At 66.7% G+C, this 19,492-nt stretch carries 15 protein-coding genes; 2 read left to right on the plus strand and 13 right to left on the minus strand.

Annotated elements, in window-relative coordinates; all coding sequences use genetic code 11:
• Positions 1-3: 3 nt before the first annotated feature.
• Genes AC1DTF_RS07765 through AC1DTF_RS07775 form a run of 3 tightly spaced genes read right to left on the minus strand, consistent with a single transcriptional unit; the run spans position 4 to position 2,171 of the window.
• Positions 4-405 (minus strand): DUF2752 domain-containing protein, encoded by a 402-nt coding sequence (locus tag AC1DTF_RS07765; protein WP_057166606.1) that lies wholly within the window; start codon positions 403-405, stop codon positions 4-6.
• Positions 395-811: a TM2 domain-containing protein gene (locus tag AC1DTF_RS07770; RefSeq protein ID WP_477473654.1), complete on the minus strand. Its 417-nt coding sequence runs from the start codon at positions 809-811 to the stop codon at positions 395-397. Before AC1DTF_RS07770 ends, AC1DTF_RS07765 begins: the two co-directional genes overlap by 11 nt.
• 4 nt (positions 812-815) lie before the next feature.
• On the minus strand, positions 816-2,171 hold the full coding sequence (locus AC1DTF_RS07775) for a malate:quinone oxidoreductase (protein WP_477473655.1): 1,356 nt from the start codon (positions 2,169-2,171) through the stop codon (positions 816-818).
• A gap of 64 nt (positions 2,172-2,235) precedes the next feature.
• Between AC1DTF_RS07775 and AC1DTF_RS07780 the strand changes: the two genes are divergently transcribed.
• Entirely contained in the window at positions 2,236-3,117 is an 882-nt protein-coding gene (locus AC1DTF_RS07780; protein ID WP_057166609.1) for a LysR family transcriptional regulator, read from the plus strand.
• A 3-nt stretch (positions 3,118-3,120) separates the two neighbouring features.
• Here the strand turns inward: AC1DTF_RS07780 and AC1DTF_RS07785 are convergent, their stop codons facing one another.
• The 6 genes from AC1DTF_RS07785 to AC1DTF_RS07810 form a co-directional block, all read right to left on the minus strand.
• Positions 3,121-3,945, minus strand: a complete 825-nt coding sequence (locus AC1DTF_RS07785) for an ABC transporter permease (RefSeq protein ID WP_477473656.1) — start codon at positions 3,943-3,945, stop codon at positions 3,121-3,123.
• Positions 3,942-4,793 carry an ABC transporter ATP-binding protein gene (locus tag AC1DTF_RS07790; RefSeq protein WP_477473657.1) on the minus strand — a complete coding sequence of 284 codons (852 nt, stop codon included), beginning with the start codon at positions 4,791-4,793 and terminating at the stop codon, positions 3,942-3,944. Before AC1DTF_RS07790 ends, AC1DTF_RS07785 begins: the two co-directional genes overlap by 4 nt.
• Positions 4,790-10,291, minus strand: a complete 5,502-nt coding sequence (locus AC1DTF_RS07795; RefSeq protein ID WP_477473658.1) for a type I polyketide synthase — start codon at positions 10,289-10,291, stop codon at positions 4,790-4,792. The genes AC1DTF_RS07790 and AC1DTF_RS07795 overlap by 4 nt, the downstream gene beginning before the upstream one ends.
• A gap of 101 nt (positions 10,292-10,392) precedes the next feature.
• Positions 10,393-12,171 carry an NAD(P)/FAD-dependent oxidoreductase gene (locus AC1DTF_RS07800; protein WP_057166612.1) on the minus strand — a complete coding sequence of 593 codons (1,779 nt, stop codon included), beginning with the start codon at positions 12,169-12,171 and terminating at the stop codon, positions 10,393-10,395.
• Between the two features lie 62 nt (positions 12,172-12,233).
• Complete coding sequence (locus tag AC1DTF_RS07805) at positions 12,234-13,481, minus strand: cation:proton antiporter domain-containing protein (RefSeq protein ID WP_057166613.1); 1,248 nt, start codon at positions 13,479-13,481, stop codon at positions 12,234-12,236.
• 45 nt (positions 13,482-13,526) lie between these two features.
• The gene (locus tag AC1DTF_RS07810) at positions 13,527-14,285 is read right to left on the minus strand and encodes an SCO6745 family protein (RefSeq protein ID WP_057166614.1); all 759 of its coding nucleotides are present in this window, start codon (positions 14,283-14,285) and stop codon (positions 13,527-13,529) included.
• 178 nt (positions 14,286-14,463) lie between these two features.
• On the opposite strand from AC1DTF_RS07810, the gene AC1DTF_RS07815 reads away from it, so the two are divergent.
• Positions 14,464-16,044 (plus strand): HNH endonuclease signature motif containing protein, encoded by a 1,581-nt coding sequence (locus AC1DTF_RS07815; RefSeq protein ID WP_477473659.1) that lies wholly within the window; start codon positions 14,464-14,466, stop codon positions 16,042-16,044.
• 1 nt (position 16,045) lies between these two features.
• Here AC1DTF_RS07815 and AC1DTF_RS07820 read toward each other — a convergent pair whose 3' ends face one another.
• The 4 genes from AC1DTF_RS07820 to AC1DTF_RS07835 are packed head-to-tail and all read right to left on the minus strand — an operon-like array spanning position 16,046 to position 19,472.
• Positions 16,046-16,438 (minus strand): universal stress protein, encoded by a 393-nt coding sequence (locus AC1DTF_RS07820; RefSeq protein WP_057166616.1) that lies wholly within the window; start codon positions 16,436-16,438, stop codon positions 16,046-16,048.
• Positions 16,435-17,976 (minus strand): tripartite tricarboxylate transporter permease, encoded by a 1,542-nt coding sequence (locus tag AC1DTF_RS07825; RefSeq protein ID WP_477473660.1) that lies wholly within the window; start codon positions 17,974-17,976, stop codon positions 16,435-16,437. Before AC1DTF_RS07825 ends, AC1DTF_RS07820 begins: the two co-directional genes overlap by 4 nt.
• Positions 17,977-18,492: a tripartite tricarboxylate transporter TctB family protein gene (locus AC1DTF_RS07830; RefSeq protein WP_057166618.1), complete on the minus strand. Its 516-nt coding sequence runs from the start codon at positions 18,490-18,492 to the stop codon at positions 17,977-17,979.
• Positions 18,489-19,472: a Bug family tripartite tricarboxylate transporter substrate binding protein gene (locus AC1DTF_RS07835; RefSeq protein WP_057166619.1), complete on the minus strand. Its 984-nt coding sequence runs from the start codon at positions 19,470-19,472 to the stop codon at positions 18,489-18,491. The genes AC1DTF_RS07830 and AC1DTF_RS07835 overlap by 4 nt, the downstream gene beginning before the upstream one ends.
• Between the last annotated feature and the right edge of the window lie 20 nt (positions 19,473-19,492).

The following is a 19,492-nucleotide window of genomic DNA, read 5'->3' on the forward strand; positions in this document are numbered from 1 at the left end:
TATTCAGCCGGTGAGAACCGTGGGGACCAGCGGGAACCCCGGCCAGTTGCGCATCACGGTCCACGCAACGGCGGCCACGACGACGGTGACGGTGGCCGCCGTCGGCATGAGTGCCAGGCCGCGACGCCAGCGCACCACCAGCCACACCGCCAGCGCCGGCAATGCCACCAGCAGGAAGGCGTTATCCACCACGGCGGCCGCCAGGTCCCCGTTCAGCAGATCGTGGGTCATCCGCAGCCCACCGCACGCCGGGCAGTCCAGACCGGTGAGGGCCTTGAAGGGGCAGGCCGGGAAGAGGAAGCCGGGCCGGTGCGGGTCGGCCAGACCGATATAGGCCAGGGCGCCGGCGAGTGCCACCCCGGTACCGATCAGGCCGGCTCGGGCGGTCGCGCCCTCAGGTGCCATCGCGCAGCGGACGGCCCTGCGGGTCGCGCACCTTGTCGGTCAGCAGCAGGATGGCGTCGATGATGCCCCAGATGACCGCGCCGATGCCGCAGGTCAGCAGACCCACCAGCAGCTGTGCCACACCCAGTCCGGTATAGCCCAGGTAGAAACGGCCGATACCCAGGATGCCGAACAGACCCAGCAGCTGGAGCAGACCGGCGATGACCTTGGATTTCTCCGAAAAGGGCTCCCCGGTCATGGGGTGACGGCCGTAGGGGGCCAGCGGGTCGTAATACGCGCCGGGAGGCGCCGGCGGCGGGTAGCCCGGTTGACCGGATGGCGGGAAACCGGCACCGCCGGGCGGTGGCTGGTAGCCCGGCGGTGGGTAGCTGCCCGGGTCGCCCCCGTACGACTGCGGATCGGTCATGACCTCAGGATGCCAGAAGGTCGACGTCCACGCGGTGACCCCAGCGCTGCAGCAGATCGATCATGATCGGCACCGCCGTCGATGCTCCCGGCGAGGCGCCGAGCAGACCGGCGATCGAGCCGTCTGCCGACACCACCAGTTCGGTGCCCGAGCGCAGCACTCCCCGGCCCCGGGCGTCCGGCGAGACCAGTTGGGCGCGCTGCCCCGCGGTGATCAGCTCCCACTGGGCCGGATCCGCAGTCGGGTAGTACCGGGCCAGGTAGGCGTGTTTCTGCCGGCGGCCGGCGACCAGCTGGCCGATCAGATAGCGCACCAGCGCCAGATTCGCCCACATCGCCGTCGCGAGCACGGCCACGTTGTGCCAGCGCAGCGTGGTGAAGAAGTCGGTGAAGCGTCCGTGCTTGAGCAGCTTGGTGCTGAAGGTGGCGTACGGACCGAACATGAGGTGCCCGGCGCCGTCGACAACCCGCTTGTCCAGGTGCGGCACCGACATCGGTGGCGCCCCGATCGGCGCCTGCCCGTACACCTTCGCGTCATGCCGGGCGACGACCTGCGCGTCCGAACACCGCAAGAAGGCCGCCCCCACCGGCAGCACCCCGTAGCCGCGGACCTCAGGGATCTTCGCGCGCTGTAACAGGCGCAGCGCATTGCCACCGGCGCCGACGAAGACCCTCGGTGCCCGCAGGTCGAAGCTGCCCTCGGCGTTGCGGCCGGCGATCCGCCAGGACCCGTCGGCCTCGCGCACCACGGCGCGCACGTCGTGGCCGAGCAGCAGCCGGCCGCCCCGGTCGGTGACGATCCGCACCAGAGCGGTTGTCAGCGCACCGAAGTCGATATCGGTGCCGCCGGGATGCCGGGTCGCGGCGACCCGTTCCTGCACTGCGCGGCCCTCCATCACCAGCGGCGCCCACCGCGCGATGGTGGCCCGGTCCTCGCTGTACTCCAGGCGAGCGAACAGCGGATGGGCGCGCAGCGTCTCGAATCGCCGGCGAAGATAGTCGATGTCGCGCTCGCCGAACACCACGTCCATGTGCGGCGCAGCGTGCATGAAGGTCCCCGGGTCCAGTAGTCCCTTCTCGACGAGCCGGTCCCACCACCGCCGGGACAGCTGGAACTGTTCGGCGATCCCGATCGCCGCCGTCCCGTCGGCGGGGTCGGGCATGTAGTTGAGCTCGCAGAAGCCGGAGTGGCCGGTGCCCGCGTTGTTCCAGGCCTGGCTGCTCTCGGTGGCCACGGCGGCCGCGCGTTCGACGATGACGATCCGCCGCTGGGGCTCCTGCACCGCAAGCATGGCGCCCAGGGTGGCGGACATGATGCCGCCGCCGATGAGGACGATATCGGCTGTGTCTCGGTCGGTCATGAATCCACCATGACCCTGCGGCTTTGATCCGTCCAATGAATGTTCGGTCGATTATCATCCGGATATGGATCGATGGATGGGTGAGCTCGCACCGCAGCTGCGCGCTCTGGAGGAGTTGGCGGCGCGCGGCGGGCACATGACGCGGGCCGCCGACAGCCTCGGCATCCCGCAGTCCTCGATGAGCAGGCGGATCCACGCCCTGGAAAAAACGCTGGGGCTTGCCCTGCTCGTCCAGGACGGCCGCACCGTGCGGCTGACGCCGGCCGCCGTCCGGCTCGCCGACCGGGCCCGAGATCCGCTGCACGCCCTGGAAGCCGCGGTCGAGGCCGTCGCCGGAGAGGCCGACGCCCATCACGGCATCGTGCGACTCGGATTCCCGCTGACCATGGGCTCGGGGCGGTTGCCGACCCTGATCGCGGAGTTCCATCGTCGTGCGCCGAATATCCGGTTACAGATCAAGCAGGCGCACGGGTCGCAGCTGAGGGCTGACCTGAAATCCGGCGAGTTGGATGTCGCGGTGATGATTCCGGCGTCGGACGAGGTGCGCCACCACGTCATCGGGGTGCAGACGATCCTCGCCGTGCTGCCGGCGAAGCACCGTCTCGCGGGGCGCAAGAGGTTGCGCCTCAATGAGCTGCGCGACGAACCCTTCATCGCGAACCCGGTGAGCTACAACCTGCGCCAGTTGACCGAGACGTGGTGCGCAGCGGCGGGTTTCACCCCGCAGATCGCCGTCGAGATCACCGAGTTCGCCACCATGCACGAGTTGATCGGCCGCGGCCTGGGCATCGCGCTGCTCCCCCATGACGAACGCAGCGCACCGAATACCGTCGAGGTCGCGCTGACCCCCAACACCTACCATCGCGAGATCGCGCTGGCCTGGTCACCCACCGCCGTCACACCGGCGAGCCGGCGACTGCTCGCCTTCCTTCGCGAACAGTTCTGAGGATCAGCGCGTCTCCGACCAACGGAAGACGGTGAGGCAGCCGATCAACCCCCCGATACTCCACGCCGCAAGCACGAAGAAAATCCGCCAGTGTTCCCAACTGCCTGCGGGTTCGATGGCGGCCATTTCGGGCGGCAGCAGCACCGACCTGAATCCCTGGGCCATCCACTTGACCGGGAACAGCGAGCCGATCACCAGCATCCACGTGGGGAGCACCATGATCGGGACGTACGTGCCGGACACGAACTGCAGTCCCACTGCGGGACCATTGGTCAGGGCGGCGGCCGATACCGCACTGCTGGCGACGTTGCTGATGAGTACCCCGAGCAGCGAACAGCTGATGACGCCCAGGAGGAACACCCAGGTCAGGGTGAACCAGCCGAAAACGTCGGTGGGCAGGCGGAGTCCGAACGCGAGCACACCGACCAACAGCAGCAGCACGGCCTCGGCCAGACTGACCACGAGCACCAGCATGATCTTGCCGATGAAGTAGGACGTCGCCGTCGTGGGAGTTCCGTGCAGGCGGCGCAGGGCCCCGGTCTCCCGATCGGCCGCGATACTGATGCCCAGATTCACGAAGGACGTCGACAGGATTCCGTAGGCGAGCATGCTGGCCGCGATCACCGCTCCGGTGCTGACGTTGCCGTAGGGCAGTTGCGCGGAGAAGATCGAGCCCAGCAGCAGACAGATCACCGCCGGCATCGAGAAGGTCAGTACCACCTGCTCGGGCCTGCGGTAGAACATTTTCAGTTCCGGGATGACCCGCGAGAATCCGATCCGCGCCACCGACGGGATCGGTGCCCGGGTGTGCTGGCCTACGGTACTCACGAATGGCCGATCAGCTGGAGATAGGCGTCTTCGAGGGTCGGGCGGGTCACCGTCAGGCGGTCGAGTTCGGCGTGACCACTGCTGAGCTGCCGGATCAGTTCGGTGGGTGTCGCCGTCCGTTCCACCCGTTCCCGGCCGTCCTCCATCCACCGGACAGTCGCCGCGGTGTCGACGTGCTCGATCAGCCTGGCGGGCGAGTCGACGGCGACGACCGTCCCGGCTGCCACGACGGCGACACGGTCCGCCAGCGCGGCCGCCTCCTCCAGGTAGTGCGTCGTCATCACGATGGTGGTGCCGTCCGCTGCCAGCAATCTGATGAGTTCCCAGAACTGTTGCCGGGCTTCGGGATCGAATCCGGTGGTCGGCTCGTCGAGGAACAGCAACTCGGGCCGGCCGACGATGCCGAGGGCGACATCGAGGCGGCGGCGCTGACCGCCCGACAGCGTCCTGACCCTCGCCGCGGCGACAGATGCGAGGCCGACGAGTTCCAGCACCTCTGCCGGGTCTCTGGCGCCGCCGTAGCAACTGCCGAACATCTGCACGGTTTCGCCGACGGTGAGCATCCCGGCGTCGCTGACCTCCTGAAGAACGATGCCGACCCGTGCGCGCCAATGTCTGTCCGCGGTTCCCGGGTCGGCGCCGAGCACGCTCACCTGGCCGGCATCACGCCTGCGGTTTCCCTCCAGGATCTCGACCGTCGTCGACTTGCCCGCGCCATTGGGGCCGAGGATCGCGAAGATCTCCCCATATTCGACATCGAGGTCGAGGTTCGCTACCGCCCGGAGGGCTCCGTAGGACTTGGACAAGCCGCGCACCTGTACCGCCCGGGACTGGGCCGCACCGCTCACGGCTGCACCCTGCCGGCCTCCGGTTGGGTGTCCTCGGCCTCGATCTCCGCCAACAGCGCCCGCAATTCGGCCTCGGACAGATCGTCCAGCAGGGCGTCGACATCGTCATGCTCCACACCGGTCTCGTCGTCGGTCGCGTCCTCGACCACGACGGGCGCATCGCCGTGTATGGCGTGCAACTCGGTGAGTATCCGGTCGGACAGCGAGTTCACGCTGACGCCACGCAAGATCTCCAGCACGGGCACGTCGATCGAGAAGGTCGCGTTGATGCGCACCCGGAACTCCATGGCCATCATCGAGTCCAGACCGATATCGTCGAGCATCGCTGCGGGCTCGATATCGGCGGCGCTGCAATCGAACACATCGGCCACGACCTGTTGGACACGCTCGGAGATGAGGGCGGCCCGCCCGCCCTCCGGGGTCGCGGCCAGTAGGTCGAGTATCGAGGATCCCGAGGCGTCCGGCGCCGTGGCCGCATCGACGGATTCGAGCTCGCCGAACATCGCCGGTAGCGGTCCACCCATTCCTGCCTGGCGGGCCCGGTTCCAGTCGACGGTGATCGCCACGACAGTGGGTACCGTCTGCTTGATGAGCCTGTCGAGGATCCGGGCCCCCACGGCGGGGGTGATGAGCTCGATTCCCCGCTGCGCGTAGACCTTCTCCAACTTGAGCTCCTCGACCATTCCCACCGACCAGGGCCCCCAACCGATGGTGAGGGCCGGCAGTCCCTGCCCGCGACGGTGGTGGGCAAAGGCGTCCAGGAACGCATTGGCCGCGGCGTAATTTCCCTGCCCCGGCGCGGCGATCGTCGAACCGGCGGAACCGAACATGACGAAGAAGTCCAGGTTCTGACCCTCGAAGGCGTGGTGCAGCACCCTGGTGCCGATGATCTTCGGCGCGGTCACCTTCGCGTAGTCGTCCTCGCTCATGTTGACCAACAGTTGATCACTCACCGAACCGGCGGCATGGACGATGCCGCGCACGGGCCGGCCGCCGCGGGCGAGATGGTCGGCCAGCCAGCCGGTCACGTCATCGGCGCTCGTGACATCGACACTGGCCGTCTCGATATGAGCGCCGAGTCGTTCGATCATCTGTAGTGCAGTGACGGTCTCGAAGTGCGGATCCCCCTTGGTCAGCTCGGCCCACTGGGCTCTTGCCGGGATGGGAGTCCGCCCGAGCAGGGTGATGTGGCGGGCACCGCGTTCGGCCAGATAGGTGGCCACGACCCGGCCCAGCGCACCCGCCCCGCCGGTGACCACGTACGTCGCATCGGCGGAGAGCTTCGTCGGGAAGGGATATGTCAGTTCCTTGCACAGCCGCAGGCGAGGAACGAACGTCTTCGCACCGCGGATCGCGATCTGATCCTCGCTCCCGCCACCGAGCACATGGTCGCTGATCCGCGTCGCGATCTCCGGGTGGCCATCGGCGTCGTCGATATCGATGAGCCCGCCCCAGTACCCGGAGAACTCCTGGTGTCCGATGACCCGGCCCAGGCCCCACATCGAGGCCTGATCCACACCGGTGAGGGGGGTGCCGGGCGTCGGCTGCGAATTGGCGGTCACCAGAAAGAGTCTGGGTGTGACGGTGTCCAGCTCGGCCAGCGTCTTCACCAGCCGAAGAACGGTGAAAGGACCGATCTCGTCGGAGTCGGCGCCGTCCGCCGACATGTCCAGCGGCCAGCAATCGATGATGCCGGCGAGGCCGCCGTCACCGGTGGTGTGCCTGTCGATCAGCGCACGCCAGTCGACGCCCCCGGCCGCGTGCCGCACGGTGTCGACGAGGTGACCGCGGGACCGCAACTCGTCGGCGAGTGCCTCCCCGACGCCGGACTCGTCGGCCAACACCAGCCAGCCTGCCGCTGCGGAGTCCGGCACGGCGACGGGATCCGCTGCGGTGTCCTCGATTTCGAACCACTGCAGTTCGTACAGCCCCTTGTCGATGTGCTCGACGGACATCCGGGAGGACGACGTCAACGATTGCACGGTGAACCCGTCGAAGACGGCGAGCACACCACCCTCCTGGTCGGTGATCGAGATATCGCACTCGACGGCGTCACGGGTCGCCGACACCACGCGCACCTGCACCCGCATGTTTGGGGTGGGAGATCCAAAGACCGCGCAGTGCCGGATACGGGTGGGCAGATACGGGTCTTCGTTCTCTTCCTGGCCGGAGAACGGTGCTCCGAAGAGCGTCTGGAAGGCTCCGTCGATGAGCGCCGGGTGGAACCGATATTCGCCGGCCTGGTCCGCGATGTCGGCGGGCATCGTCAACTCGGCGATCGCCCAGTCGTGACCGGCCGTCACCCCGGACACCGACCGGAAGGCCCGGCCGTAGTCGAACCCGAGGTCACTCGTCCGGCGGTAGAACTCGTCGCCATCCATCTCGGTCTGGGGCCCCTCCGCGGGGTTGCCGGCATCGGGCGGCACCGCCGCCAGGGTGCCGAGTTCGGCGGTCGCCGTGATCGCCCATTTCAGGTCACCGTCCGAGGTGGCCGTGAAGGAGGAGAATTCCAGCGTGCCGTCGTCCTTGTTGAGAGTGGTCCTGATGATCGGATCACAGGTGTCGTCCAGGATGACGGCACGGTGCAGCACGAGATTGTCGACGCTGTGGTCGGATCCGTAGGTTTCCCGTCCGGCGGCCATCGCCATCTCGACGTACACCGCGCCCGGCACCACCACGCTGCCCTGTATACGGTGATCGGCGAGGAATTGGTGGGTGGCGGTGCTGATCTCGGCCTCCCAGGTGGGATGCACGCCGCGAACCGGCTGACCGAGCAACGGATGCACCGGTCGGTAGAACAGGGCTTCGTCGATTTCGTGATTGTCGTGCCAGTAACGTTTGGTCTGCCACGGATAGCCGGGAATCTTCAGCAGGCGCGCATCGCCGCGGGGGTACAGGCGATCCCAGGCGATGTCGTGGCCGGTGTTGTGCAAGACCCCCAGGCAGTTCAGCAGCGTGCGCACGTCGTCGTCCTCACGACGCTGCGCCGCGGTCACCGAAACACGCTGGGTGCCGGCTATTTCCAGGATGGAAGCCGCCAGCACGGGGTGGGGCCCGAGCTCGATGAAGTGGGTGAAATCGTCGTCGAGCATCCGGCGCAGTGCCGGTTCGAAGAGAACGGTGGCACGGGTGTTCTGCCACCAGTAGGCCGCCCCCGCGTCATAACCGGTCAACAGTTCACCGGTGACCGTCGAATAGAGCGGCAACTGTGCGGACTTCGACGACAGACCCGACAGCGCACCGTAGAGCTCATCCTTGATGGCGTCCATGTAGTGGGTGTGGTAGGGCACCTTGACGGCCAGGTAACGGTTGAAGACCTGCGCCTCGTCCAGTTGGCGGGCAATGTCTTCCAGGACGTCGCCGTCGCCCGCGACGGTGACCGCGGAGGGACTGTTGATGGCGGCGATCGACACCCGGCGACCGAATTCGTCGATCATCTTCTCGTCGAGCGTGCGTATGAGGGTGTCGGCGTCCAGGCCGACAGCCAGCATGCGACCCTGCCCGCTGGTGCGCTGTTGCAGGCGGCTGCGATGATGGATCACCTCGACGGCCTGCTCGAACGACAGCAGACCGGCCAGGTGGTGTGCTGCGACTTCGCCTGCGCTGTGGCCGATCACGGCGTCCGGAGTGACACCGAAGTGGGCGAGCTGCTCAGCGAGGGCCACCTGGATCGCGAAGTTGGCGGGCTGAGCGAACTCTGTTTCGCCCATCCGGGAACATGATTCGTCGCGTCGCAGCTCCTCGATCAGCGACCAGTCCGCGTACCTGGACAATTCCCGGGAGCTGCGCATGATGCTCTCGGTGAAGACAGGGAACACATCGAGCAATCCCCGGCACATCTTCCACCACTGCGGACCCATGCCGGTGCAGACGAAGGCGACCTTGGGCGGAGCGGAAGGGGTTCGGCCGGTTGTGATCTCACCGCCGTTGCCGACGGCCCGCAATTGTTCGCGCGCATCGACGGTGTCTTCGGCGATCAATGTGTGCCGGTGGCTGAGGTGCGCGCGCCGCTGGGCGAGGGTATAGCCGAGGTCGGACAACGCGATGTCGGGATGGCGGTCCAGGTGGTCGGCCAACCGAGCGGCCGCCGCCACCAGAGCCTGTTCGCTGCGCCCCGATATCGGCAGCACGGTCAGCGGCAGTGTTGCGCTGCCCCCAACGGGGTCCTGCCGCGCAGAGGGAGGTTCGGCAAGCACCACGTGGGCGTTGGTACCCCCGAAGCCGAACGAGTTGACCCCTGCCACCCGGCGCTCGGTGTCGGGGAACGGCCTTCCCGCGGACGGGATGTCGAGTTTGAGTTCGGTGACCGAGACGTGCCTGGTGGGCTTCTTCAGATGCAGGTTGGCCGGCACGTACCCGTGCTTGACAACGAGCGCCGCCTTGATCAGCCCGGCCACTCCCGCCCCGGCTTCCAGGTGACCGATGTTGGTTTTGACGGACCCGATCAACAGCGGTTGCGTCGCCGGTCGGTCGGAGGTGAGCGCGTGGGCCAGGGCCCGCATCTCGATGGGATCACCGACCGGCGTGCCGGTACCGTGCGCTTCCACGTACCCGATCTCGCCCGGCCCGACGCCGGCGCGATCCAGTGCCGTTCTGATCGCCGCTTCCTGCGCTTCTTCGCGGGGCACGGTGATGCCGTCGGTGTGCCCGTCCTGCGAGACGGCGGTACCGAGGATCTGTGCGTAGACATCGTCCCCGTCGGCCAGCGCCTGCGCCAACGGTTTGATGACGACGACGGCACCGCCCTCGCCCCGCGCGTAACCGTCCGCGGACTCGTCGAAGGCCTTGCTCCGCCCCTCGGGGCTGAGGAATCCGCTGCGCGATTCCGCGATGGCGGTATTGGGACCGAGCATCAGGTTGACACCACCGGCGAGTGCCACAGCGCATTCGCCGTTCCAGATGCTCTGCGCGGCAAGGTGCACAGCGACCAGCGARCTCGAGCATGCCGTGTCGATCGTCATGCTCGGACCGCGGAAGTCGAACGCATGCGAGATGCGGTTCGCCAGCATCGTCATCATCATCCCGGTGGCCGAATGGGCCTTGAACTGATACCGGCTGCTGCGACCCTGGTTCTGCAGGAGCTGATAGTCGAGGGTGAAACCTCCGATGAACACACCGACGTCGGTACCCGCCAGTCGATCCACGGGTATCCCCCCGTCTTCGAACGCCTCCCAGGTCACCTCCAGCAGCAGACGTTGCTGGGGGTCGAGAGAGTGGGCCTCGCGCGGCGAGATACCGAAGAACTGGGGATCGAACTGATCGACCTCGGGCAGGAATCCGCCCCGCCGAGTGGCGACCTTGCCCATTTTCGCCGGGTTGGGGTCGTGGTAGCGCGCGGCATCCCACCGTGACGCGGGAACCTCACCGGTCGCATCGACCTCATCGCACAGCAAGCGCCAAAAGGCCTCTGCCGAGTCGGCACCACCGGGGAATCTGCATCCGACTCCGACTATCGCGAGCGGTTCACGGTTACTGGGCAGTGGATCGGTCACAGTCATCGGCACTTTCTCGTCGCGCTACACACTTCCCGAGGTATTCGTAGCCGCGGTCGCGACGGATGGGGTCCCGGACGGATGAATTTCGGCCAATGTTCGCGGGCTCAGCTCGGCTGCAAGACCGGCGATCCGGTGACGATCCAGTCGGAGCTGATCGGGTCGGCCTCCTGATCCCTGCGGTACGCCGCCCGCAACTCGCGCAACAGCGGATCGCGCTGCCAGGCCTGGACCTGATGCATGGCCTCGTCGTCCTCGAACATCGTGGACTTCGCCGCGAGCACCGTCTCGACGAGCTGACCTGCAATCTGGTGCAGCAACCGAGCATTGGCGTCGAACTGGGCATCGAAGTTCGGACTGGGCTCCACCATCGCGGTGTGCAGCGACACCATGAAGTTCAACGGCGCGTACAAGTCCATGAACGGTACCGTCGCCAACTCGTTCGCGGGTCCACTGCCCTCCAACGCAGCCCACTCCCGGAAGAAACGCTGAATACGGTTGCTGAGCGCGATGAGACCTTCGAGCTGGGGGACGAACTCCGGGTCGTCGGTGATGCGGACGAACCGGTCGTTCATGTAGAGCAGGCCGATGAATCCCCAGTAGAAGGCGATGTCCCAGACGACCTTCGCCGACATCACCGCCGGGGTTCCCATCAGCACGTACTGGTCCTGGTACACGGCCAGCCACATCTCGGTGAGCGACCGGAACAGCGTGTCACTGACCTGCGCGCGGGCCACCACGTGCTCGCCGTTCAGGTCGCGGACGACCATGTCGGTGATCAGGCCGTTGCCGATCGCGACGAGGTCCAACCCGGATGAGTACAGCGGATCCAGGAACACACCGGCGTCACCGGTGAGGCACCAGCGGTCAGCACCGTCGAAGATCTTGCTGGCGCCATGGCTGTACTTCTTCATGACCCGGAAGTCCTTGATCTGGTGCTCATGTTCGGCCAGCACCGCGTCGCACTGCGGTTCGTGTTCACCCAGCCACGCCCTGGCCTTGGGCAGCGTGTTGAACCCCTCGAACGGATGCAGAGCGGGGTCTGCGACGATACCCACGCTGGTGGCTCCGGAGCCCAGTCGGATCAGCCAGACCCAGTAGCCCTCCCCCATCAGATGGTTCGTCGACATGGCCCGATTGCCCTCCACGAGACGGCTGTGAAAGTCGGGGTCGTCGCTCCACCCATTGACATCGATCTCAGTGGCCACACGCAGCCATGCCGCATTGCAGTGATGCTCGTTGGGCTGTTTGAGGTTGAGTTGTCGGGGCAACACCCGGTTACGGCCAGACGCGTCGACCACCCACCTGACCGTGGTGTCCGCGCGGTGTTGATCGGTCTGAATGGACACCGTGTGGGAGCTGTCGTCACCGCCGAGGGCGACGGAGGCGACGCGACCGCGCCGGATGTCGACACCCGCTGCCAGACAACGGGTGTGCAACTCGTTCTCCAGTCGTCCCCGATCGATCTGATAGGTGACCAGGGGGACGAACGACGAACCGCCGAGCTCCATCCGGGACGCGATGTCGCTGTTGCGCCCGTGCGAGAAGAACATCCGCAGACCCATCTTGCGGATGTGGGCGGTGCTCAGGTGTTCGCCCAAGCCCAGCCGGTCACGCAGGTAGTGCGCGGACACCTCGACCGTCGATTCACCGACGGTGTGGGTGATCTCCGGCACCGGATGGGTGTTCGGCTCGATGATCAGGATGCGGGTGTGCGGACGCGCGTTCCTGATTTCCAGCGCCAGGGCCATGGCGGCGATGCCACCACCGGCGATCGCGACATCGTGATCGGTCGACGGGGCATCGGCGGTGGGCAGCTGGCTTCTGATCTTTCGTGCGAGGGCCGCCCGGGCCTGCGCATCGAGTCGCGAGAGTTGGGGCCGCATGCATTTCAACATACCCACAACGGGCGGGGTTCAGACCCTGAAACAACAGGCAACGGTCCGCGCTACGCGGCCTCGGAAAGCTGGCGATGTCGTCCGTAGACCCATTCGAAGATCGGTGATGTCATGAGGGTGGTGACCACGGCCACCAGCACCAGGATGGTGAACAAGGTGGGCGTGATGATCCCCGCCTCCAGACCGATGTTGAGCAGGATCAGCTCGATCAGGCCGCGCGCGTTCATCAGTGCGCCCAATGCCACCGACTCGCGCATGGGGACTTTGCTGAGCCGTGCCGCCACCGCGCATGCCACGCCCTTTCCCACGACGGCGACGACGATCAGACCCAGCGTCACCCCCCACAGCGCCGGGGAGTTCACCAGACCGATCTGCGTGTTCAGACCCGAATAGACGAAGAACAGCGGCAGCAGCAGCTTCGTGGTGAGGGGCTCCAGCTTGTCGGTGAGATCGGTGGCGAACAATCCCGACGGCATGGCGACGCCGAGAATGAAGGCGCCGAAGATCGCGTAGATGCCGATGACATCGGTGAACCATGCGCAGGCCATGAGCAGGATCAACACGGTGCTGAGCATCGACGGCGTTACGGCCCGGTTGTCGTCGGCCATCCGGCCCAACGAACTCAGGCCACGGCGACCGATCGTCAGCAGAACCACGGTGTAGAGCAGACCACCACCGATCGCGACGACGGCCAGCATCGGGCTGCTGCGGTGGATGGCCAGCACGGCGGCCAGGATGCACCACGAGATGGCGTCGGCCGTCGCGCCGCACGCCAGCGCCAAGGTGCCCAAAGACGTTCCGGTCAGCTTCTTTTCGAAGATGATCCGGGCAAGCATCGGGAATGCGGTGATCGCGATCGACGCGCCGAGGAACATCATCGCCATACCGAGGTTGACGCCGTCACCGAAGAAACCACCGGCGCCCAGCAGCGGTATTGCGGCCAGCGCGCCGACGGCCAATGGTGCGACCGTTCCGGTGATGGACACGGCGGCCGCGGTGCCGGCCCGCTGCCTGACGTGATCGACGTCGAAATTCAATCCGATGATGAACATGTAGAGCACCAGCCCGACCTGCGCCGCGGTGTAGAGCACCAGGTTCGACGTTCCGGTCGGGAACAGGTCGCTCTGCAGTTCGGGGGCCATCCGGCCAAGAAGGGAAGGCCCCAGCACGACGCCGGCGATCATCTCACCGACGACCTGCGGCTGACCCACCCGCTGAGCGGCCAGTCCGGCGAGCTTGCACGCCGCGAGAATGACGGTCAGCTGGAGGAAAAAGTGGATCGCGGTTTCCGCGGGCATGCGTCAGTTAACCAGTCGGTCCGGACTTCCTGCTCGAAGTGGGTGTCAACGCGGCACGTTCGCGGTCAGGGTGGCCAGCGCCGCCGTGGTCAGGTCCGCGAGCTCGGCCGCCTCGTCCACGTCCAGCGCGGCACTCACGAGTTCGGCCATCCGGCGGTTGGTGGCCTGCTCGATCTCGACGTAGCGGTCCTTCTTGTCCGCGCCGTCCGCGAAGGGCTGGGGCCAGCCGAACATGGCCGCGTATCGCGGGCCCTTGTTGAGCATGTGTGCCTCGATGGGGCTGACGCCCGACAGACTGAGCGCATTGAAGTGCAGTCCGGCGCGAAGCTCCCGCAGCACGAACATCACCTGCAGTGCCCGGGCGGGCGCATCGTCGGCCAGTGGCATGGTCCGCCAGCCGGCGAACAACGGCGATGCCGCAATCGGCGCCACCGCAATGAGCTTCTCCCCCAATGCCGCAATACGGTCCAGCCCGTCCGCGCCGGCCAGATACTTACGTCCGAACTCGGCGGCCTGATCCCAATACACCTGCGATGCACCGGCGGCGCCGCGCACGGCGACGCCTTCCTCCCACATGGCCGAAAGGCCGGCGGGTTCGAAGACGGCGAACACCGCGCTGACGGTCGCACCGGTCACCTCACCGAGCACGCCACCGCGGCCGGCCACGTATCCGGCCAGGGGGTTCTGATAGCCGGCGGCGACGCTCTCGCCGTAGGTCTGTGGGTGCAGCATGAAGACTGCCACCGCCTGTTCGATGGCGCCTCCCGCAGTGGCGGTCGCTTCGACCAGATCCGTGTTGCTCATGGACCGACCCTAGCGTCTGCCGATTGCGCCGCGGCTGCAACAGCGCGTTCGGTATGAAAGTGCCCACCTCTCAGCGACTTTCGAGCGACAGGTGAGTCCCAAAAATTTCTTTGGACTCATTAATCACGGCCGTCACTTTTCGTGACGGATTGTCGGTGATCGCACGTATGTTCGACGTATGAACGGTGACGTGGTCGGTGGTCGGGAGGCGGTGCAGCACGCACTCTCCGATCGCGCCGCGTCGCTCAAGGCACTGCTGGACGCCGACTTCACCGTCTTCGACACCGCGGAGTTGCTCGGACTGTTGTCCAAGCGGGAGCACTACGCCCGCGCCGACGCAGCGGTCGATCACCGCATCCTGGCCGCCCTGATGGATCGGGCCACCCCGCACGAGATCGGCGGGAAATCCTGGAACGACGTACTGGCCACCCGGGACCGCATCAGCAGCGCCGAGGCCGGGCGCCGTATCGCGCAGGCCCGCGATCTCGGGCCGCGGCACGCGTTGAACGGTGAGGTGTTGGAGCCGCTGCTACCCGCATGCGCTCACGCGTTGGCGGGCGGGTCCATCAACACCGCCCACATCACAGTCATCCGGTCCGCACTCAAGCAGGCCTCGGCGTATCTCGACGCCGGCGAGCGAGCCCAGATGGAGGCCACCCTGGTCGCGGTCGCCGAAGCCAATACCCCCGAGACGCTGGCCGAGCTCGCCGACCAGATGGTCTACGTGCTCAACCAGAACGGCGACAGCCCGGACCTGACGCGGCACAAGGTAGGGCTCACCATCGGCAAGCCCGATGTGGATGGATTGTCGAAGGTGTCGGGGCGGGTGGATTCGGAGTTCGCGGCCTACCTGCGCACCATCCTGGACGTGTGGGCGCGGCCGGGGATCAACAACCCCGACGACGCGGAACCCCAGCACAATCCGCAACCAAATCCATTGGAAGAACGGGCCGAACCCGCGGCCGACACTGAACCAGCGCCCGATCCAACACCGGAACCCGAACCCGCACCCGAACCTGCAATTGAGCCTGCGCCCGAATCGGAGCCTGCCGAGGAGCGCCCACTTCCACGCGACTTCGGCGAGCTGGCTGATCTCGCTGACACCTTGCCCCCACCGATCAGGCGYGACCTGGAACCGCCSGCCGGYGATCACCGCACCCAAGCCCAGCGCAACCACGACGCCATCAAAGCGGTSCTGCGCGACACCCTGATGTCCAARCGCCTCGGCCAACACAACGGGCTACCGGTCACCGTGGTGGTCTCCACCACGCTGGCCGAGTTGGAGGCCGGTGCCGGGATCGCGGTCACCGGCTCCGGAACCCGCATGCCCATGCGGGATCTGATCCGCCTCGCCGAGCACGCCCACCACTATCTGATCGTCTACCGCCACCACACCGCCGAACCGCTCTACCTGGGCCGCACCAAACGCCTGGCCACCAAAGCCCAACGGCTACTGCTCTACAACCGCGACCGTGGCTGCACCCGCCCCGGCTGCACCAAAGGCGCCTGTCACTGCCAGGCCCATCACGCCCACCCCAGCTGGCACCACGGCGGGCTCACCGACGCCCCCGACCTCGCACTCGGCTGCGGACCGGACAACCGGCTCGCCGAACTGGGCTGGACCAACAGCATCGACCCCCGCACCGGCCGCGTGCACTGGCACCCACCACCACTCATGGACACCGGCGGCGACACCCTCAACCACCACTTCCACCCCGAAGAACTCCTCCCACCACCCGAGGAGGACGACGATGGCTGAGTCAGAACTCGGAGGGCTTCACCGCCAGAACGGGTTTCGGGCATTCCAGGATCAGCTTCTGCGCGACGCTGCCGAGCAGCAGCTTGCCCACCGGGCTGCGGTGCCGGATACCGACGACCAGCAGTTCAGCCTCCGGGCGGTCCATCGTGGTCAGCAGCTCTTCGACGGCGTCGACCCCGACCGGCTGGGCGAGCTCGAACGGCACCCCGCATTCCGCCAGCCGGGTCTCGACGTCCTGCACCTGCGTCCCGCTGGCGAACCGCGAATCCACGTAGGACTCACCCGATGTCGAGTTGATGACCAGCAGGCTGGTGTTGCGCAGCTTGGCCTCGGCGATCCCGTGTTCGAGCGCCGCATGACCGAACTGGTCGGCGGTGTATCCRATGACGATCATGCCTGGCCCGCCTTTTCCTTCTGGTCCTTATCGTCCTCGACGATCAGCAGCGTCTCCTCGCTGCGGTGGAACAACCGCAGCACCAGCGGAGCGAGCAGCAGCAGCGCCATCAGCACATAGGTGACGATCGCGACCGGCTCGGTGAACAGGCTGCCCCATTCGCCACCGCCCAGCTGCAGGCTCTGGCGCAGTTGCCGTTCGATCCGCGGACCGAGGATGACACCGATGATCAACGGCAGCACCGGAAGTCCGAACCGCCGCATCATCAGACCCATCAACCCGAAGACCAACAGCAGCAACAGATCCAGCGGCTGCAGGTTGACCGCGAACGCACCGAGCGCGGCGAAGAACAGGATGCCCGCGTACAGATACGGTCGCGGCGTGCGCAGCAGCTTGGCCCACAGCGGCGCCAGCGGAAGGTTCAGCGCCAGCAGCATGAAGTTGCCGATGAACAGGCTCGCGATCAGTGTCCAGATCAGCAGCGGTTCCTTGTCGAACAGGGTGGGACCGGGCTGGATGCCGTAGGACACGAACGCCGTCAGCATCACGGCGGCCGTCGCGTTGGTCGGCAGACCCAGCGACAGCATCGGTACCAGAGTGCCTGCGGCCGAAGCATTGTTGGCCGCCTCCGGCCCGGCGACGCCCTCGATGGCGCCCTTGCCGAACTCCTCGGGATGCTTGCTCAGCTTCTTCTCGGTGATGTAGCTCAGGAACGTCGGCAGCTCGGCGCCACCGGCGGGCAGCGCACCGAACGGGAAGCCGTACGCGGTACCGCGCAGCCACGGCTTCCACGACCGCTTCCAATCGCTCTTGCCCATCCACGGCCGCCCGACCGGGATGACATCGGCGGGACGCCGGCGCAGATGCGCGGCCACCCACAGTGCCTCACCGACCGCGAACACCGCGACCGCGATCACCACGATGTCGATACCGTCGGCCAGCAGCGGCACCCCGAAGGTGGCGCGCGGCTGACCGGTCAGCGAATCGATGCCGACGATGCCGATCGCCAGACCCAGCAGCAGCGAGATCAGCCCGCGCATCTTCGAGGAACCCAGCACCGCGGTCACCGCGACCAGCGCGAACAGCATGATCGCCAGGTAGGACGGCRCACCGAGGGTGACCGCGAACCGGGATACCGCGGGCGCGAAGGCCGCCAGCAGCACGGTGCCGATGGCGCCGGCCACGAACGAACCGATTGCGGCGGTGGCCAGCGCCTGCGCGGCGCGGCCGGCCTTGGCCATCTTGTTGCCCTCGATCGCGGTGATCACCGACGACGATTCACCGGGCGTGTTCAGCAGGATCGAGGTCGTCGAACCGCCGTACATACCGCCGTAGAAGATGCCGGCGAACATGATGAACGCCGCACTCGGGCTGACGTTATAGGTGATCGGCAGCAGCAGCGCCACCGTCATCGCCGGCCCGATACCGGGAAGCACACCGACCGCGGTACCCAGCAGCACGCCGATCGCGGCGTACACCAGATTCATCGGGGTCGCCGCCTCGGCGAACCCCTGCAGGAGCCAGTCGAAATTCTCCATCTACAGAATCCCATCCAAGATGCCTGCGGGCAGCGGGATTCCGAGCCCGGAGTAGAACGCGTAGAAACTGGCCAGCGCCAGCACGACGCCGATCGCGATGTTGCGCACGTAATGCCTGCTGCCCAGCACAGTGGCGCAGCCGGCGAAGAACAGCGCACTGGTGATGGCCCACCCGAGCGGGTTCACCAGCACGATGAGCATGACGAACAGTCCGACCAGCATCCCGACGGTGCGCCAGTCACTGGGCATGTCCGGATCGATGTCCTCGCCGGCGTCGGCCTCACCCTTGAGGCCACGCGGGATCGCGATGGCCAGGATGACCGCCATCACCAGCAGACCCGCACCGATGACGATCGGAAAGAAGCGCGGCCCAACGGGATCCACCTCGGCGTAGCCGCCCGGCATGTTCAGCGCGTCATAGAGCAGGAAGGCGCCGACGGCGACCATCACCGCACAGACGACGTACTGCGCGTAATCGGGCCGGGACTTCTCGGCCGCGTCCACTTCGGTACTCACACCAGCCCCAGATCCGTCAGCGTCGTCTCGACACGGCGATCCTGCTCGGCGAGGAACTCCTCGAATGCGGGGCCGGTCATGAAGGCATCCGTCCACCCGTTCTTCACCAGCGCCTCCTTCCATGCGTCGGTTGCGTGCAGCTCTTCCAGGATCTTGACCATCGCCGCCCGGTCGTCCTCGGAAATTCCCGGCGGCGCAAGAACTCCGCGCCAGTTGGTGAACGTCAGGTCGATGCCTGCCTCCTTGAGCGTCGGCGCATCGACCCCCTCGACCCGCTCGTCTCCGGACACCGCGAGCACCCGCACCTGGCCGGCCTCGATCTGGTCGACGTATTCACCCAGACCCGAGGTGCCTGCCGCGATCTTGTTGCCCAGCAGAGCAGTCAGCAGATCGCCGCCGCCGTCATAGGAGATGAAGTTGACCTTGGTCGGGTCCAGACCGACCGCCTTGGCTGTCTCCATCGGGAACAGGTGGTCCGGACCGCCGGGATTCGAACCCCCGCCGACGGTGACCTTTGCCGGGTCGGCCTTCCACGCGTCGACGAAATCCTGCACCGTCTTGAACGGCGAATCGGCGGGCACCAGGATGCCTTCCTGCTCCTCGACCACCTTGGCCAGCGCGGTAGCATCCGAGGCGCGGGCGGTGGATCCGTTGGTGAAGACCGCGCCGACCACACCGAGGCCCATCATCATCATCAGGTCGCCGTTACCGCGCTCGTTCATCAGGCGCGCCATCGCGACGGTGCCACCGGCGCCGATCACGTTGAACACCTCGACGCGACCGGTGATGTCGTCGTCCTCCATGATCTTGACCGCGGTGCGCGCGGTGAGGTCGTAACCACCACCCGGGCTGTTGGGCACCATCATGCGCAGGCGGTGCAGACCGGTCTCCTCGCCGCGGGTGACCCCGCACGCGGAAAGCAGAAGCGCGGCGATCACGGCGATGACCACGCCTGTGGTCACCCGACCCCGTTCGAACATGTCGTCCCCAATCACTTGTT

The organism is Mycobacterium sp. P4_H6 (genome assembly GCF_056400845.1).

Excerpts from the sequence above, each read along its gene's own strand:
- AC1DTF_RS07835 (WP_057166619.1), bottom strand. The coding sequence starts at position 19,472 with ATGTTCGAACGGGGTCGGGTGACCACAGGCGTGGTCATCGCCGTGATC.
- AC1DTF_RS07810 (WP_057166614.1), bottom strand. The coding sequence starts at position 14,285 with ATGAGCAACACGGATCTGGTCGAAGCGACCGCCACTGCGGGAGGCGCC.
- AC1DTF_RS07780 (WP_057166609.1), top strand. The coding sequence starts at position 2,236 with ATGGATCGATGGATGGGTGAGCTCGCACCGCAGCTGCGCGCTCTGGAG.
- AC1DTF_RS07770 (WP_477473654.1), bottom strand. The coding sequence starts at position 811 with ATGACCGATCCGCAGTCGTACGGGGGCGACCCGGGCAGCTACCCACCG.
- AC1DTF_RS07765 (WP_057166606.1), bottom strand. The coding sequence starts at position 405 with ATGGCACCTGAGGGCGCGACCGCCCGAGCCGGCCTGATCGGTACCGGG.
- AC1DTF_RS07775 (WP_477473655.1), bottom strand. The coding sequence starts at position 2,171 with ATGACCGACCGAGACACAGCCGATATCGTCCTCATCGGCGGCGGCATC.
- AC1DTF_RS07800 (WP_057166612.1), bottom strand. The coding sequence starts at position 12,171 with ATGCGGCCCCAACTCTCGCGACTCGATGCGCAGGCCCGGGCGGCCCTC.
- AC1DTF_RS07805 (WP_057166613.1), bottom strand. The coding sequence starts at position 13,481 with ATGCCCGCGGAAACCGCGATCCACTTTTTCCTCCAGCTGACCGTCATT.